The organism is Pseudoalteromonas sp. 5Ae-yellow, from assembly GCF_014077565.1.
GTDB lineage: Bacteria > Pseudomonadota > Gammaproteobacteria > Enterobacterales > Alteromonadaceae > Pseudoalteromonas.
On record NZ_JACGWD010000003.1, the window covers coordinates 47,650 to 63,891 of the forward strand.

Below are 16,242 nucleotides of genomic sequence, written 5' to 3' on the forward strand. Positions count from 1 at the left end.
TTACTATGTTTATAAAAGAAAGAGAAGCGATTGCCTTTTCGCCAATATAAAGATAAGCGCTTGAAGTAAATTCGTATCTACGTGTGGATTTGTATTATCTGTAGATGAGGTTTTATACCTCGCTTTTAATTTCAAAATTTACGTTACATGAGCAGACGTAAATTAGTACCTACGTGTGGGTTTGAATTATTTGCAGGTAGGGTTTTATACCTGTTTGTCACTATCATTGTTTTAATAAATCCTTTAGCATCAGTGCTATGTATATCTTGATATTTATATAATAAACGTATCATGAAAATAGATTTAAACGGTGTTTTAAGTACGGTAGCGCAGCGGCCTTGTTCGCATTTTGATGAGCGCCCTGATGAGGCTGATATTTCTTTATTGGTGATTCACAATATATCATTGCCAGCAGGGCAGTTTGGTACACCTTTCGTTGATGAGTTATTTATGGGTAGCATTGACTGCAATGCTCACTCGAGTTTTAGTGACTTAAAAAATTTACGTGTGTCGGCCCATTGCTTTATAAAGCGCACCGGTGAGGTTATACAATACGTGCCTTTTGAAAAACGTGCTTGGCATGCCGGGCAATCTGAGTTTGAGGGCGTATCTGCTTGTAATAACTTTAGCATTGGCATTGAGCTTGAAGGTACCGACACCACGCCATACTCTTTAGCGCAATACGAAGTATTAGCTACACTTAGTAAATCTATAATACAACGCTATCCAAAAATTACCCCTTCGCGTATTGTTGGGCATTGCGATATTGCCCCGGGACGTAAAACCGATCCTGGCAGTAGCTTTAATTGGCCATTGTTTTTTAATATGCTTGAACAACTAAGTTAAGAGAGTTATTCCCATGATTTTAGTTTCTATAATAATTGCATTAATTCTGGAGCGTTTAGGGGCTCGGTCTAATTACTGGCAGATAAGCTATTACACAAATGGTTATTTAAATCGCTCTAATAAATTACTTGGTGATAAGGGCTTATTTAGCTCAGCACCGGGCTTTTTAATTTGGCTTTTACTCCCAGTGATTGCGGTGGCACTAATTTATTGTTTGTCAGATTTTGTATTGTGGCAGCTGGGCATTAATATCGCGGTGCTTTTGGTTTGCTTTGGTTGTGCTAAGCAGCGTGCTTTATATAAGTCGTACTTAAATGCGTTAACGCGAGATGACGGTACTGCTGCATCTTTATATGCGTTGCAAATAGGTCAAAAGCGTACTGATGACATCGATGGTGGTGAAACCTTTGGGCAAACATTGGCTTGGGTTAACTTTAGATTTTACTGTGCGGTTATTTTTTGGTTTGTTGTTTTAGGTGCTCCAGGTGCGGTTTTATATGCACTGGTACGTACTTTAGCTGATTTAGTACGAGAAGATCATAAAGTAATATTTGCTAAGCGTTTTAAACTTATACATAAACTATTGTTTTGGCTCGACTGGTTACCTGCACGTATTACAAGCTTTGGTTATTTAGTAATAGGTAACTTTAATAAAGGCACGAGCTGTTGGTTACGTTACGTACTTAACTTTAAATCTCCAAACCGAGAAGTAGTAACATGTACTGCGCTGGCTGCAGAGCAAGTTGAAAAGCGTTATTACGGCTGTACCTACGAAGCCACTTGTATGATTAAGCTTGTTAAGCGCAATGTATTATTTTATTTAGTACTTATAGCGCTACTTACATTATTTGGCGGACTATCGTAGTCGCGATTTTATATCGCGCATTGTGTTTTCGGTTGGGCGATTAGTTGCCAAATGTCGCGGGGTAAACCCATTGCTACGATTGCGTAGTCGCGATTTTATATCGCGCATCGTGTTTTTTGGTTAGGAGATTAGTTGCCAAATGTCGCGGGGTAAACCCGCTGCTACGATATTGTGTAGTCGCGATTTTACATCGCGCATTGTGTTTTTTTTAGTTAGGAGATTAGTTGCTAAATGTCGCGGGATAAACCCGCTGCTACGAGTTTAGATAAATACTATCCCAATATGGGTAGTCTGCAATATTTTCTATTAAATTTGCACGCAAAGGGTTTGCGACTATGTATCTAGCGCATCTATTTAAGTCTTCGGTATTTCTTATTAAGTGATCATAAAACCCTTTTTGCCAAAGCTTTTGTCTGCCAAATTGTCTATACACCGTGGCTGAGCGTCCTTTGAAGCTTCTAATTACCTCGCTTAATGTTGCGCTATCGGATAATTGTAGTAACCAATGAATATGGTTTGGCATTATCACGAAAGTATTTGATTTAATCTGTTGCTCTCTTTCTAATTTCCTCATTTCATTGATAATAGCTCTATTAATTATTAAGCTTGTTAGTAGGTTATTTCGCTCATGACAAACCAGTGTTATAGCATAATAGTGGTTTGCTTTTGATACTCTTCCCTTTCGTAATAAATATGAACGATGCATAACATACCTGTATTTTAGCAATCACAGACCCACGAATTTAAAGCATATGCAATTTTTATAAATTTGCGTAGTCGCGATTTTATATGGCGCATTGTGTTTCTCGGTTGGGAGATTAGTTGCTAAATGTCGCGGGATAAACCCGCTGCTACGATATTGTGTAGTCGCGATTTTATATGGCGCATTGTGTTTCTCGGTTGGGAGATTAGTTGCTAAATGTCGCGGGGCAAACCCGCTGCTACGATATTGCGTAGTCGCGATTTTACATCGCGCATTGTGTTTTACGTTTAGGTAATTGCTTGCACAATAGTCGCGGTGTAAACCCGCTGCTACGATATTGCGTAGTCGCGATTTTACATCGCGCATTGTGTTTTACGTTTAGTTGATTGCTAGGCTAATGGTCGCGGGGTAAACCCGCTGCTACGATATTGCGTAGTCGCAGTTTTATATCGCGCATTGTGGTTTACTTTTATCCTGTTGTTAATTTTTTTAATAAATTCAACTAGAGTTAACACTCTATTTTTCTGGTCAGACCAATTGTTTTCATCCTATTAACGTTATAACAGTTTTTGTAAATTGCGCATTGTTTAATCTTCGTTCAAAATGCGTTACGCTACTTTAATTGCTCAAATTACCTGTAAATTGACAGCTAATAAGGTTTTTGATACCGTATTGAAAATTTTTGGTATGACCAATTTACCTTTTGGGTAAATCATACTACTCAAAGCCCCGCTTTATGGGCTCTTGGTATTTATACAACGCGGACGTTGATTCATGTCTTTAAAGATCAAAGCAGCAAAGTTATCTGATGTTATTTTACAGCAACTCGAGAATATGATTCTTGAAGGCTCGTTAGCACCAGGTGAAAAGTTGCCACCAGAGCGTGAACTAGCAAAGCAATTTGAAGTGTCTCGCCCGTCACTGCGTGAGGCAATTCAAAAATTAGAAGCGAAAGGTTTAGTTACGCGTCGCCAAGGTGGCGGCACGTTTGTAAAAAATCAGCTCGAAGAAGGGCTTACTGATCCACTTTTTGATTTGATTAGTAAACACCCTGAGTCGCAGTTTGATTTACTTGAATTTCGTCATGCATTAGAAGGGATTGCTGCTTACTACGCGGCACTACGCGGAACCAGCAACGATTTTAGTAAAGTGAAAGAAAGCTTTGATAAAATTGCCCTCGTTAATGATGATTTACAGCAAAAAGCAAAAGCAATTAATGCATTTCACTTTAGCGTGGCAGAAGCCTCGCATAATGTGGTTTTACTGCATTTAGTAAGAGGCATGAAAGCGCTGCTTGAGCAAAATGTATTGCAAAATTTAACTGTTTTATTAAAAAAGTCAGATATTAGCAGTCAGTTAGCCGAGCACAGGCGTTTATTAATGGATGCCGTTATTGACGGTAATCCAGAACAAGCCCGTTTAGCAAGTAATGCGCACTTAGCGTTTATTGAAGAAGCACTACTTGAAGCAGGCAAAGAACATTCGCGAATTGAACGTAGTTTAAGACGCACTAAACAAAATTAAGTTAGTACATAACTACTTTGAACACACAAATTAAGTAGCTGTGATATTAAATTAACAATATTCGTATTTTAAACATAAGGAAACCTCCATATGTCTGAAGTCAATAAAATTGACGTAGACGCGCTAGAAACACAAGAGTGGTTACAAGCTCTTGAATCAGTTGTGCGCGAAGAAGGTGTTGAACGAGCTCAGTTTTTACTTGAGCAAGTATTAGAGCAAGCCCGTTTAGATGGCGTTGATATGCCAACGGGTATTACCACGAACTACGTTAATACTATTCCTGTAGATCAAGAACCTGCTTACCCGGGTGATGTAAATCTTGAGCGTCGTATTCGTTCAATTATACGTTGGAACGCGATTATGATCGTTCTACGTGCATCTAAAAAAGATCTCGACTTAGGCGGCCATATGGCGTCTTACCAATCATCTGCTGCATTTTATGAAGTGTGTTTTAACCACTTCTTTAAAGCGCCAAATGATGTAGACGGTGGTGACTTAGTTTATTACCAAGGTCATATTTCTCCTGGTATTTATGCACGTGCGTTTGTTGAAGGTCGTTTATCGGCTGCACAGCTAGATAACTTCCGCCAAGAAGTTGATGGTGAAGGCTTACCATCGTACCCACATCCTAAGTTAATGCCTGAATTTTGGCAGTTCCCTACGGTATCAATGGGCTTAGGTCCTATTTCATCAATTTATCAAGCACGCTTCTTAAAATACTTAGATGGTCGTGGCTTAAAAGACACTAAAAACCAACGTGTATATGCGTTTTTAGGTGACGGTGAAATGGATGAGCCAGAATCACGTGGTGCAATCTCTTTTGCTGCACGTGAAAAACTAGATAACCTTTGTTACTTAGTTAACTGTAACTTACAGCGTTTAGACGGCCCAGTTATGGGTAACGGTAAAATTATTCAAGAGCTAGAAGGCTTGTTTAAAGGCGCTGGCTGGAACGTAATTAAACTAGTGTGGGGCAGCGGTTGGGATATTCTTCTAGCTAAAGACACAACGGGTAAGTTACTACAGTTAATGAACGAAACTGTTGATGGCGATTACCAAACATATAAAGCTAAAGATGGCGCGTACGTACGTGAAAACTTCTTTGGTCGTTACCCTGAAACAGCAGCACTTGTTGCTGACATGACAGATGATGAAATTTTCGCGCTTAAGCGTGGTGGTCATGAGTCATCAAAACTATTTGCTGCATTTAAAAAAGCAGAAGACACTAAAGGCCGTCCAACTGTAATTCTAGCTAAAACTGTAAAAGGTTACGGCATGGGTGAAGCAGCTGAAGGTAAAAATATTGCGCACCAAGTGAAAAAAATGGACATGTCGCATGTTGCACATTTACGTTCACGCCTTGGTCTTGACGATTTAGTATCTGAAGAACAGTTAAAAGAACTTCCTTACCTAGAGCTTGAAGAAGGTTCACCTGAGTATAAATACCTACATGCTCGTCGTGATGAACTTAAAGGTTATACACCTAAGCGTATACCACGTTTTAGTGAAAAATTAGCGTTGCCAGAAGTAGAGGCATTTAAGCCGCTACTTGAAGAGCAAAAACGTGATATTTCTACCACTATGGGCTTTGTTCGTGCACTTAATATCTTATTAAAAGATAAAGGCATTGGTAAAAACATCGTACCAATTATTGCCGATGAAGCGCGTACATTTGGTATGGAAGGTTTATTCCGTCAAATCGGTATTTACAATCCGCATGGCCAAAACTATACGCCACAGGATCGTGATATTGTTTCTTACTATAAAGAAACTGTATCAGGGCAAGTGCTCCAAGAAGGTATTAATGAGTTAGGTGCAATGTCGTCTTGGGTTGCTGCTGCAACTTCATACAGCACTAACGATTTACCAATGATCCCATTCTACATTTACTACTCTATGTTTGGTTTCCAACGCGTTGGTGACATGGCATGGATGGCGGGCGATCAACAAGCACGTGGTTTCTTATTAGGTGCTACTGCGGGTCGTACAACGCTAAATGGTGAAGGCTTACAACATGAAGATGGTCACAGTCATATTCTTGCTAATACCGTTCCTAACTGTATTTCATATGACCCAACTTACGCGTTTGAAGTAGCGGTTATTGTACAAGACGGTATTCGTCGTATGTACGGTGATGACCAAGAAAATATTTACTACTACCTAACGCTTATGAACGAGAACTACCATCAGCCAGCTATGCCAGAAGGCGCTGAAGAAGGTATTCGTAAAGGTATTTACAAGCTTGAAAGTTACGAAGGTAAAAAAGCCAACGTACAGCTATTAAGCTCAGGTACTATTATGACTGAAGTACGTAAAGCAGCTGCGATTCTAAGTGAAGAGTATGGCATTGCGTCTGACGTGTTCTCTGTAACGTCTTTCAACGAATTAACGCGTGAAGGTCAAGATGTTGAACGTTTCAACATGCTTAACCCTGAAGGCGAGCAAAAAACAGCATTCATCACAAGCGTGTTAAACGACTCTGTGACTGTTGCAGCAACGGATTACATGAAAAACTACGCAGAACAAGCGCGTTCATTCATTCCAAGCAGCAACTACAAAGTGTTAGGCACAGATGGTTACGGCCGTTCTGATAGCCGTGAAAACCTACGTCGTCACTTTGAAGTTAACGCGGGCTACGTTGTTGTTGCTACGTTATCTGAACTTGCTAAACGCGGTGAAGTTGAGAAGTCAGTAGTTGTTGAAGCACTTAAAAAGTTCAACATCGACACTAACAAACTTAACCCACTGTACGCATAAGAGGTTTGCAATGAGTATTGAAATTAAAGTACCTGATATTGGTGACGACGAAGTAGAAGTAACCGAAATATTAGTAAGCGTTGGCGACAAAGTAGATGTTGATCAATCATTATTAAATGTTGAAGGCGACAAAGCATCAATGGAAATACCTGCTTCGCAAGCGGGTACAGTGAAAGAGATTAAAGTAAACGTTGGCGACACCGTTACAACAGGCTCTTTAGTATTTTTGTTTGAAGGCGAGAGTGAAAGCACTGATGAAGAAGATACATCAGCCGCTGCTCCAGCTAAATCTGAAGAGGCAGCACCTGCTGCTTCTACAGGTTCTTCAACTAAAGAAGTAACCGTACCAGATATTGGCGATGATGAAGTTGAAGTAACTGAAATCATGGTTGCTGTTGGCGACACCGTTGAAGAAGAGCAATCTATCTTAAACGTTGAAGGCGACAAAGCTGCAATGGAAGTACCTGCTCCATTTGCCGGTACAGTTAAAGAAATTAAAGTAGCCGCTGGCGATACAGTTAAAACTGGCTCATTAGTGTTTGTTTTTGAAGTAGCAGGAAGTGAATCTGCAGCACCGGCTAAAGAGTCGGCTCCTGTAGAAGCGCCAGCAGCTAGCTCAACAGCAAACGCAGCACCAAGTACTAAAGAAGTGAATGTACCTGATATTGGTGGCGATGAAGTTGAAGTAACTGAAATTATGGTTGCAGTTGGCGATACGGTTGAAGAAGATCAATCAATCTTAAACGTTGAAGGCGACAAAGCTGCAATGGAAGTACCAGCTCCATTTGCAGGTACAGTTAAAGAAATTAAAGTAGCCGCTGGCGATAAAGTATCGACAGGCTCATTAATTTTTGTATTTGAAGTTGCAGGCAGCGCGCCAGTAGCAGCACCTGCACCAGCTGAAAAATCAGCACCTGCAGCTGCGGCTAAAACTGAGTCGGCACCGGCTCAAGCGGCACCAGCAAAAGCAAGTAATGAAAGCTTCACAGAAAACAGCGCGTATGCTCATGCATCACCTGTTGTTCGCCGTTTAGCGCGTGAGTTTGGTATTAACCTAGCTAATGTTAAAGGCACTGGTCGCAAAGCCCGTATAGTTAAAGAAGACGTGCAAAACTATGTTAAAAACTTAGTTAAGCAAGTTGAGTCGGGTCAATTGTCAGCAGGTAGTAATGCTGGTGGCAGCGAGCTTGGTCTTATTCCATGGCCTAAAGTAGATTTTGCTAAGTTTGGCGAAATTGAAGAGCAAAAGCTGTCTCGTATTCAAAAGCTATCAGGCAAAAACTTACACCGTAACTGGGTGCAAATCCCACATGTTACACAGTTTGACGAAGCTGATATCACAAGCCTTGAAGTATTCCGCAAAGAGCAAAATGTGCTTAGCGAGAAGAAAAAGCTGGGTGTTAAAATTACGCCACTTGTGTTTGTAATGAAAGCAGCTGCAAAAGCACTTGCTGAATTTCCAAAATTCAACTCATCGCTTTCTGCAGACGGCGAAAGCTTAATCCTTAAAAAGTACATTAACATTGGTGTTGCAGTTGATACGCCAAACGGTTTAGTTGTACCAGTGTTTAAAGATGTTGATAAAAAAGGCATTATTGAACTATCACGCGAATTAATGGAAGTATCTGTTAAAGCACGTGACGGCAAGCTTACATCGTCTGATATGCAAGGTGGTTGTTTTACTATTTCTAGCCTTGGCGGTATTGGCGGTACGGCATTTACGCCGATTGTTAATGCACCAGAAGTGGCTATTTTAGGTGTGTCTAAATCTGAAATGAAACCTAAATGGAATGGCAAAGAGTTTGAACCAAAACTAATGGTTCCGCTGTCTATGTCATACGACCATAGGGTTATTGACGGAGCCTTAGCTGCACGCTTTACTGTGACTCTTGCAAGTTACATGAGCGATATTCGCCAGTTGGTGATGTAACCAGTTTAGTAAAATTGGTATACGCAATAAAATAAATAGAATCAAATCCCAGCCAGTTGTTTTTAGCTGGGATTTTTACCATTTGCAATGATACAATCTTTGTACGAATTGCATCACTTTGTGCGCTGCTCACTCTTTCTGCCTTGCAGAAACATGGCAGTTAAATTTTAGGGCAGTGTCCCGTTCAAACAATTAAGGTAAAAGCATGAGCAACGAATTAAAAACTCAAGTTGTTGTACTAGGCGGTGGTCCTGGTGGTTATTCTGCGGCTTTCCGTGCTGCTGACTTGGGCTTAGAAGTTACATTAGTAGAATCTCGCGAAACATTAGGTGGCGTATGTCTTAATGTTGGTTGTATTCCTTCTAAAGCACTTTTACACGTAGCTAAAGTGATTGATGACGCAGCAGAAATGTCATCTCACGGTGTTACTTTTGGCGCACCAAAAATCGATCTTGACCAAGTTCGTACTTGGAAAGATTCTGTAGTTGGCCAGTTAACTGGTGGACTAGAAGGCATGGCCAAAATGCGTAAAGTGAAAGTTGTATCTGGATACGGCAAATTCACTGGCAGCAATACTTTAGTAGTTGAAGGCGCAGACGGCGCTACAACTATCACGTTTGATAACGCGATTATTGCAGCAGGTTCTAAACCAGTTAACTTACCTTTCATCCCAGAAGATGACCGTGTAATTGATTCAACTGGCGCACTAGAACTTAAAGACGTACCAGAAAAGCTACTTGTACTTGGTGGTGGTATTATCGGTCTTGAAATGGGTACGGTTTACCGTGCGCTAGGTTCTGCAATTGATGTTGTAGAATTTGCTGATCAATTAGTACCAGCAGCTGATAAAGACATTATCAAAATTTACCAAAAATACGTAAGCAAAAAATTCAACGTAATGCTTTCAACTAAAGTTGTTGGTGTTGAAGCTAAAAAAGATGGCTTATACGTAACGTTTGAAGGTAAAAACGCACCAGCAGAACCAGTACGTTACGACAAAGTACTTGTTGCAGTTGGCCGTACTCCAAACGGTAACTTACTTGATGCTGAAAAAGCGGGCGTAAACGTTGATGAGCGTGGCTTTATTAATGTTGATAAGCAATTACGTACTAACGTAAGCCATATTTTTGCAATTGGTGACTTAGTTGGACAGCCTATGCTTGCGCATAAAGCGGTTCATGAAGGTCATGTTGCTGCAGAAGTTATTTCTGGTCAGAAGCATTTCTTCGACCCTAAATGTATTCCTTCAATAGCGTACACAGACCCAGAAATCGCTTGGGTAGGTGTTACTGAGAAAGAAGCAAAAGAGCAAGGCTTAAAAGTTGAAACTGCGGTATTCCCGTGGGCAGCATCTGGTCGTGCAATTGCATCTGCTCGTACTGAAGGTTCTACTAAACTTATCTTTGATAAAGAAAGTGGCCGTATAATCGGTGGTGCTATGATCGGTATTAACGCGGGCGAAATGCTTGGCGAAATCGGTTTAGGTATTGAAATGGGTGCTGATGGTGAAGACTTAGCGCTTACAATTCATGCTCACCCAACATTGAATGAATCAATCGGCCTTGCAGCTGAAATTTTTGAAGGTTCAATCACTGATTTACCAAACAAAAAAGCAGCTAAAAAGAAGTAATTTAACTTCTTAGTATTTGCTTAAAAAACCCAACTTCGGTTGGGTTTTTTTATGTCTATTTTTAACTTAGATAAATATAAGATTAAATAACAAGAAGTCGTTACAATGCGCGCTTAATTAATTGAAGGTAAATACAGTGAAAAACTCAGTTTTAGCATTACGCGCTCAACAAATAAGTGAATCTCGTCGAGAGTTTAATGCTCGAGGCGGTAAATTAGATCGCTGTGAACAATGCCTGATTGCTAAGCACTACTGTATTTGCAAAGGTGTTGAGCATGCAGATTGTAAGGCCGCTGTGTGCTTACTGATGTATCATAATGAAAGCTTTAAACCTTCTAATACAGGGCGTTTAATTGCTGAAATAGTGCCAGATAACCACGCCTTTAGATGGGATAGAACAGATCCTAACCCCGCTCTTTTAGCTTTAATAAATGATTCGCAGTATCAGCCTATGGTCGTCTTTCCTGCTGAAGATGTAGAAGAGGGCAGAGCCATTACAGAAGTGAGTATTGAATCAGGTAAAAAGCCGCTATTTATATTCTTAGATGGTACGTGGCGCGAAGCTAAAAAAATGATTCGCAAAAGCCCTTATTTAGATAACTTGCCTGTACTTTCTGTTACTGCTGATAAACTATCTGATTACCGATTACGTGTAGCCCCTCATGCGCATCAACTAGGCACTGCTGAAGTGGCTATTATGGTATTAGCACTTGCGGGCGAAATGGATGCATCGACAAAATTAGAGCAGCATTTTATTAAGTTTCGTGATGCGTATTTATTGGGTAAGCGCAATAAAGGCCGACCGCTAGAAGGTTAATTTTACGAAGTTAAGCAAATGCTTGCTGATTTTTTAAGTGAGCAAGTGCTTTATTTTGAATTGCTCTGAAGCCTTCTTCAGATGTTAATTGTAAAACAGTATTATACAATTGACTTATACTATTATGCACTTGAATAAACGAGATACAGTCTTCACCAATCATTTCTTTTGCTTCTTCAACTCGTTTTAAAAAGTAGCAGTTAATGTCTATTTTGCCATTAAATTGAGTCGTTGCAATTGCGTCTGCTATTCTATTAAGTTGATAACTAAACTCATCAGGACGAGCACCTTCCCCCCATTTACTAATAGAAATATCGCGTTCTAACTGAATAATTTCGTTAAGTATATTTTTAAACTCACTCATTGGCATATTTAAAAAGTTATAACCTTTGGGGTTAAATAAAGCTTTATAGGGATTTACGCTGGGGGTTTGGGCACTAAATACACCAATTGGTTTTGCTGTACTTGCGTCTGATACTTTACATAAAAAGGTATTACTTTGAGATGTTTTAAAATTCATATCCATTGAGTATTTATGATCCTTGCGTTATTTAGTTATCGGCGCAATTAATAAAAAACTTAGCGAAATTTAAAATATTAATAAAGTATTTTAAGGTCTTAGCATTGATTTGCTGTGACGCGATATTACTCAGTAAAGATTAGTGATAGTTGCTCAGTGCTTTACTCACCCAAATTTTAGGCAAAGAAAAGCGCGCTCTATCTCTAGGCGCGCTTGCGGAATCTTCTAATTTTCTGCATCCTGCAATTGAACTTAATCAACTCCAATTTTCACTAATCCATGTTTATTACTATATTACTTTTTAGTTCTATGTAATGTAGACCGTCCGGGCCTGTATCCTTAAATTCCTGAACATCCTGTAGGGTAAATACCATTACCAAATCCTTAATTACACTTCCTAGTGTATCCCTATTTTAACCAATCCATTGTGTTGCCTTGAAGGCCTGTCCATTTATTCCTTCAACATCCTGTTAAACAACTTAGCCGTGTTGTTATCCTTTTTGCATCTTCCTGACGCTATCCTTTTTACAACATTGCGTTGTGATACTCATCCTGAGCCTGTCCTAAAATCCGTGTTGTCCTGATAACCTAATCATTGGTTGGTTGAGTAAGCAATCCATTTCCTTTTACTCAATAAGCGTCATTGCTTGGTTGATGCGTAAATTATAGTGCAATAGAGCAACTAAAATAGGGATAAAACTACGTTCAATTAGTATTTATGCAATAGTAATAATGTAAAAGTTAAATTAATACAGGTTGTTAGGTTGTTTTTTTGTGTTTTTTATCTTGATTTTTACTCATTAGCTGTCACATCCGTGAGACATCTCTTACACTGCATTTCCTTTTTGGGCGTTATTTACATATTTACATTTATTTAAAGTGTGCGCTTTTTGAATGAGCGCGGTAGAATTCGATGATAATAACAATTATTTAGGTGAAATAATGAAGACAGTATTTACACTTGTTTTAGGATTAGCAGCATCGGCACCAGCCTTTGCAAGTGACGTTGTTAATATCTATTCTTTTCGTCAGCCGTTTTTGATTCAGCCAATTTTAGAAGATTTTACAAAACAAACGGGAATAAAAACCAATGTTGTTTTTGCTAAAAAAGGGCTAATTGAGCGTGTTAAACGCGAAGGCAAGCACAGTAAAGCTGATTTAGTATTAACCTCTAACTTTAGCGCGCTTATTCAATTAGAAGATTTAAAATTAACACAAACTATAAAAAGTGACAGTGTAAATAATAATGTTCCAGCCGCCTTTCGTGACGGTGATGGCCAATGGGTTGCGCTTACTAAGCGAGTGCGTAATGTGTATTCATCAAAAGAGCGAGTTGGTGAGTTACCTAAGCTCACTTATGAAGATTTAGCAGACCCTAAATACAAAGGACAAATTTGTACGCGCTCTGGCAAACATCCATATAATTTAGGTTTAGTGGCTTCTATGATTGCACACCATGGTGAAGCGCAAACTAAAGAGTGGCTTGAAGGTGTTAAGGCTAATTTAGCACGCAAGCCTCAAGGTAACGATCGTGCTCAAGTTAAAGCCGTTAAAGAAGGTTTATGTAACTTGGCATTAGGTAATAGTTACTACCTTGGTAAAATGCTAGAAGATAAAGAACAAAAAGGTTGGGCTGAAGCCGTAAATATTAACTTTCCGAATCAAACTAATCGTGGCTCACACATAAATGTATCGGGTGCGGTTATTACCAAATATGCTAAAAACCCTGAAAATGCATTAAAGCTCATAGAATATATGACCGACAGCAAAGCACAAAACATGTATGCCTCATTAAATATGGAGTATCCAGTTAAGTCGGGTGTTGAACTATCAAGTTTGGTTGCCTCTTGGGGTAGCTTTAAAGAAGACAGCTTGCCACTTGATGAGATTAGTAAATATCGTCCGTTAGCACTTAAGCTAATTGATGAGGTGAAGTTCGATCTTTAATGACTAATAAATTTAAGCTGTCTAAATGGCAGCTCTTTGCGTGGTCGACTGGCTTAATTCTATCGGCCCCGTTGTTTTTTCTTCTTTTTGAATCTCTACAAGGTAGCTCTGAGGTGTTTTCTCACCTGTGGGATACCGTGCTTTGGGATTACATAACCAATACCGTATTGCTTGTTTTAGGTGTTTGCGTCCTTAGCTGCGCCATAGCTTTGCCACTTGGGTGGCTAACGGCTTACTGTAGTTTCCCGGGTAAAAAACAGTTTGAATGGGCACTTATGCTGCCCCTTGCTATGCCCACCTATATTATTGCCTATGTATACACTGATTTATTAGATTATGCGGGCCCGGTGCAAATAGCGCTGAGAGAATGGTTTGGCTGGCAATCGCCTAATGACTATTGGTTTTTTGATATACGTACATTACCCGGGGCCATCGTTATGATTGCCTTGGTGCTTTATCCGTATTTATTTTTGATTTTTAAAACGGCTCTTCGCGAGCAGTCATTCAAATTAGTACAAGCTAGCCAGTTAATGGGATTATCTTCTTGGCAAAGTTTCTTTAAAGTAAGCTTAGTACTCTCTCGTGGGGCTATTGTGGCGGCTCTTGCGCTTATAAGTATGGAAACCATGGCTGACTTTGCAACAGTGAGTTATTTTGCCGTAAGTACATTAACGACTGCCGTATACGATACGTGGTTTGGTTATTACTCACTTACAGCGGCAGCTAAAATATCGGGTGTGATGTTATTACTGTTATTTTTAGCATTAATGGCAGAGCGCTTTAGTCGTCGTAACCAAGCGGTATTTGAGCGCCAATCAAGTGTAAATAGTGAATCTCTCTATGTATTAAAAGGAAAGTCAGCTTGGCTCGCAACGGCATTTTGCAGCTTTATTTTATTTATCGCGTTTGTAATCCCTATTGCAGTACTTATAAATTACGCCATTACCTACTTTGATAAAGCATGGAATGTAGAGTTTTTTAGTTACGCTTGGCAAAGTTTAAAAGTGGCTGGGGTTGTGAGCCTAATAACGATTACGTTGAGTATTTTTGTCGTTTTTTATCAGCGTGTGGCAAAGCAAACGTATCCGCTTATTCCTGGGCGTTTAGCAAGCACAGGATATGCGTTGCCTGGCACAGTACTCGCTATTGCGGTTTTGTTACCACTTACATTATTAGAGAACACCATTAACACAGCGCTCGAGCCGTATAATTTAGATATTGGCTTACTGCTTACAGGTAGCATTCTTACTATTATTATTGCTTATATTGTTAGGTTTTACGCCATTGCACACGGAGCAATTGAGTCGAGTTTTTTACGTATTAGCCCATCACTTGATATGGCAAGCCAATCAATGGGTAAAAGCCAAGGACAAACACTGCGTTTAGTGCACCTACCTTTACTGCGAAGAGGATTGCTTACTGCTGCGTTATTGGTATTTATTGAGTGCATGAAAGAACTGCCGGCTGCGCTATTGCTCAGGCCGTTTAATTTTGAAAGCTTAGCTACTCATGTATTTCAGTATGTGAGTGACGAGCAGTTAGAGCTTGCTTCTATATCGGCATTATTTATTGTTATTGTTGGGTTTATTCCTTTGTATTTTATTAATCGTTCTATGGAGCAGCGTAGTTAAATGAGTAGTTTAATTTTACAAGGCGTGAGCTATCACTATAACGGTACAAAGGTTATTCACGATTTAGATTTAACAGTGGGTAAAGATGAAATTGTTTGTCTACTCGGAGCGAGTGGGTGCGGCAAAACGACCACGTTAAAAGCGATTGCAGGTTTAATTGAAGCTAAGCAAGGGTCTATTTTTATAGACGGTAAATTAGTGAGTGATGAGCAATCGTTTGTCTCGCCTGAGCACCGTAACATCGGCATGATGTTTCAAGACTATGCGTTGTTTCCGCATTTAACGGTGGCAAATAATATTGCATTTGGGCTTAGTAAAATGAGTAAAGCTCAAAAGCAGCAACGCGTTGATGAAATGCTTAAGCTGGTACATTTAATTGGCTGTGCTGACAGGTTTCCACATCAGTTATCGGGTGGCCAACAGCAACGCGTAGCGATTGCTCGTGCATTAGCTTATAAACCTAGTTTATTACTCCTTGATGAGCCTTTTTCAAACATCGACACACAAGTACGCTTTGAATTAATTGCCGATATACGTCGAATTATTAAGGCAACTCAAGTATCTGCTGTGTTTGTTACACATTCAAAAGAAGAGGCGTTTGCGTTTTCAGATACACTGGCCATTATGCATCGCGGTAAAATTGAGCAACAAGGCACGCCTGAGCAGCTTTTTGCAGCTCCATGTTCAAAGGAGGTTGCAGAGTTTCTGGGTCAGGGCATATACTTAAGCGCAGAAGTGTTAACCGCAACTGAATATAAAACACCATTTGGTTTAGTCGAATCTTATGTTGAGAGTAAGCATAATGTAAGTGCAGGGCTTATATATGTGCGCCCTCATCAAATAGAATTAGTGGCAGATAACCAAAGTGACAAATTCAGCAAGCGAGCTACAATCATAAGTCGTCGCTTTATTGGTTCGGCGTATGTTTATTCGCTTGTTATTGATGAACAAGAAATTGAAGTTGCAGCACAATATGGCCAGTCATTTGAAAATAATGATCAGGTTATAATAAAAATAAAACCTCACACGGTGAATTTTTTCGAATCGTAATTAATTTGTTATTCGCTGTGTT

The 16,242-nt window shown here is 39.7% G+C and carries 12 protein-coding genes; 10 read left to right on the forward strand and 2 right to left on the reverse strand.

Annotated elements, in window-relative coordinates; all coding sequences use genetic code 11:
- Positions 1 to 291: 291 nt before the first annotated feature.
- Both ampD and ampE read left to right on the forward strand, forming a co-directional pair.
- On the forward strand, positions 292 to 846 hold the full coding sequence (gene ampD / locus H4J63_RS01375; RefSeq protein ID WP_182193952.1) for a 1,6-anhydro-N-acetylmuramyl-L-alanine amidase AmpD: 555 nt from the start codon (positions 292 to 294) through the stop codon (positions 844 to 846).
- 13 nt (positions 847 to 859) lie between these two features.
- Entirely contained in the window at positions 860 to 1,711 is an 852-nt protein-coding gene (gene ampE, locus H4J63_RS01380) for a beta-lactamase regulator AmpE (protein WP_182193954.1), read from the forward strand.
- A 253-nt stretch (positions 1,712 to 1,964) separates the two neighbouring features.
- Here ampE and H4J63_RS01385 read toward each other — a convergent pair whose 3' ends face one another.
- Positions 1,965 to 2,417: an REP-associated tyrosine transposase gene (locus H4J63_RS01385; RefSeq protein WP_182193957.1), complete on the reverse strand. Its 453-nt coding sequence runs from the start codon at positions 2,415 to 2,417 to the stop codon at positions 1,965 to 1,967.
- A 771-nt stretch (positions 2,418 to 3,188) separates the two neighbouring features.
- Here H4J63_RS01385 and pdhR point away from each other — a divergent pair.
- The 5 genes from pdhR to H4J63_RS01410 all read left to right on the forward strand — a co-directional run bounded on the left by pdhR (position 3,189) and on the right by H4J63_RS01410 (position 11,072).
- Complete coding sequence (pdhR, locus tag H4J63_RS01390; RefSeq protein WP_008170672.1) at positions 3,189 to 3,938, forward strand: pyruvate dehydrogenase complex transcriptional repressor PdhR; 750 nt, start codon at positions 3,189 to 3,191, stop codon at positions 3,936 to 3,938.
- Between the two features lie 90 nt (positions 3,939 to 4,028).
- Complete coding sequence (gene aceE / locus H4J63_RS01395) at positions 4,029 to 6,695, forward strand: pyruvate dehydrogenase (acetyl-transferring), homodimeric type (RefSeq protein ID WP_024600130.1); 2,667 nt, start codon at positions 4,029 to 4,031, stop codon at positions 6,693 to 6,695.
- A 10-nt stretch (positions 6,696 to 6,705) separates the two neighbouring features.
- On the forward strand, positions 6,706 to 8,625 hold the full coding sequence (gene aceF, locus H4J63_RS01400) for a pyruvate dehydrogenase complex dihydrolipoyllysine-residue acetyltransferase (protein ID WP_182193960.1): 1,920 nt from the start codon (positions 6,706 to 6,708) through the stop codon (positions 8,623 to 8,625).
- Positions 8,626 to 8,830: 205 nt separating this feature from the next.
- The gene (lpdA, locus tag H4J63_RS01405) at positions 8,831 to 10,255 is read left to right on the forward strand and encodes a dihydrolipoyl dehydrogenase (RefSeq protein WP_182193963.1); all 1,425 of its coding nucleotides are present in this window, start codon (positions 8,831 to 8,833) and stop codon (positions 10,253 to 10,255) included.
- Positions 10,256 to 10,391: 136 nt separating this feature from the next.
- Entirely contained in the window at positions 10,392 to 11,072 is a 681-nt protein-coding gene (locus tag H4J63_RS01410; protein ID WP_024594643.1) for a tRNA-uridine aminocarboxypropyltransferase, read from the forward strand.
- 10 nt (positions 11,073 to 11,082) lie between these two features.
- Here the strand turns inward: H4J63_RS01410 and H4J63_RS01415 are convergent, their stop codons facing one another.
- The gene (locus H4J63_RS01415; protein ID WP_182193965.1) at positions 11,083 to 11,598 is read right to left on the reverse strand and encodes a hypothetical protein; all 516 of its coding nucleotides are present in this window, start codon (positions 11,596 to 11,598) and stop codon (positions 11,083 to 11,085) included.
- 936 nt (positions 11,599 to 12,534) lie between these two features.
- Here H4J63_RS01415 and H4J63_RS01420 point away from each other — a divergent pair.
- Genes H4J63_RS01420 through H4J63_RS01430 form a run of 3 tightly spaced genes read left to right on the forward strand, consistent with a single transcriptional unit; the run spans position 12,535 to position 16,220 of the window.
- The gene (locus tag H4J63_RS01420) at positions 12,535 to 13,539 is read left to right on the forward strand and encodes a Fe(3+) ABC transporter substrate-binding protein (protein WP_165725142.1); all 1,005 of its coding nucleotides are present in this window, start codon (positions 12,535 to 12,537) and stop codon (positions 13,537 to 13,539) included.
- Positions 13,539 to 15,170 (forward strand): iron ABC transporter permease, encoded by a 1,632-nt coding sequence (locus H4J63_RS01425; protein WP_182193968.1) that lies wholly within the window; start codon positions 13,539 to 13,541, stop codon positions 15,168 to 15,170. Before H4J63_RS01420 ends, H4J63_RS01425 begins: the two co-directional genes overlap by 1 nt.
- The gene (locus H4J63_RS01430; protein ID WP_182193971.1) at positions 15,171 to 16,220 is read left to right on the forward strand and encodes an ABC transporter ATP-binding protein; all 1,050 of its coding nucleotides are present in this window, start codon (positions 15,171 to 15,173) and stop codon (positions 16,218 to 16,220) included.
- Positions 16,221 to 16,242 lie beyond the last annotated feature (22 nt).

What these genes read in the sequence shown, in the direction of transcription:
- ampD (WP_182193952.1), top strand. Translation starts at nt 292, where the DNA reads ATGAAAATAGATTTAAACGGTGTTTTAAGTACGGTAGCGCAGCGGCCT.
- ampE (WP_182193954.1), top strand. Translation starts at nt 860, where the DNA reads ATGATTTTAGTTTCTATAATAATTGCATTAATTCTGGAGCGTTTAGGG.
- H4J63_RS01385 (WP_182193957.1), bottom strand. Translation starts at nt 2,417, where the DNA reads ATGCATCGTTCATATTTATTACGAAAGGGAAGAGTATCAAAAGCAAAC.
- pdhR (WP_008170672.1), top strand. Translation starts at nt 3,189, where the DNA reads ATGTCTTTAAAGATCAAAGCAGCAAAGTTATCTGATGTTATTTTACAG.
- aceE (WP_024600130.1), top strand. Translation starts at nt 4,029, where the DNA reads ATGTCTGAAGTCAATAAAATTGACGTAGACGCGCTAGAAACACAAGAG.
- aceF (WP_182193960.1), top strand. Translation starts at nt 6,706, where the DNA reads ATGAGTATTGAAATTAAAGTACCTGATATTGGTGACGACGAAGTAGAA.
- lpdA (WP_182193963.1), top strand. Translation starts at nt 8,831, where the DNA reads ATGAGCAACGAATTAAAAACTCAAGTTGTTGTACTAGGCGGTGGTCCT.
- H4J63_RS01415 (WP_182193965.1), bottom strand. Translation starts at nt 11,598, where the DNA reads ATGGATATGAATTTTAAAACATCTCAAAGTAATACCTTTTTATGTAAA.
- H4J63_RS01420 (WP_165725142.1), top strand. Translation starts at nt 12,535, where the DNA reads ATGAAGACAGTATTTACACTTGTTTTAGGATTAGCAGCATCGGCACCA.
- H4J63_RS01425 (WP_182193968.1), top strand. Translation starts at nt 13,539, where the DNA reads ATGACTAATAAATTTAAGCTGTCTAAATGGCAGCTCTTTGCGTGGTCG.
- H4J63_RS01430 (WP_182193971.1), top strand. Translation starts at nt 15,171, where the DNA reads ATGAGTAGTTTAATTTTACAAGGCGTGAGCTATCACTATAACGGTACA.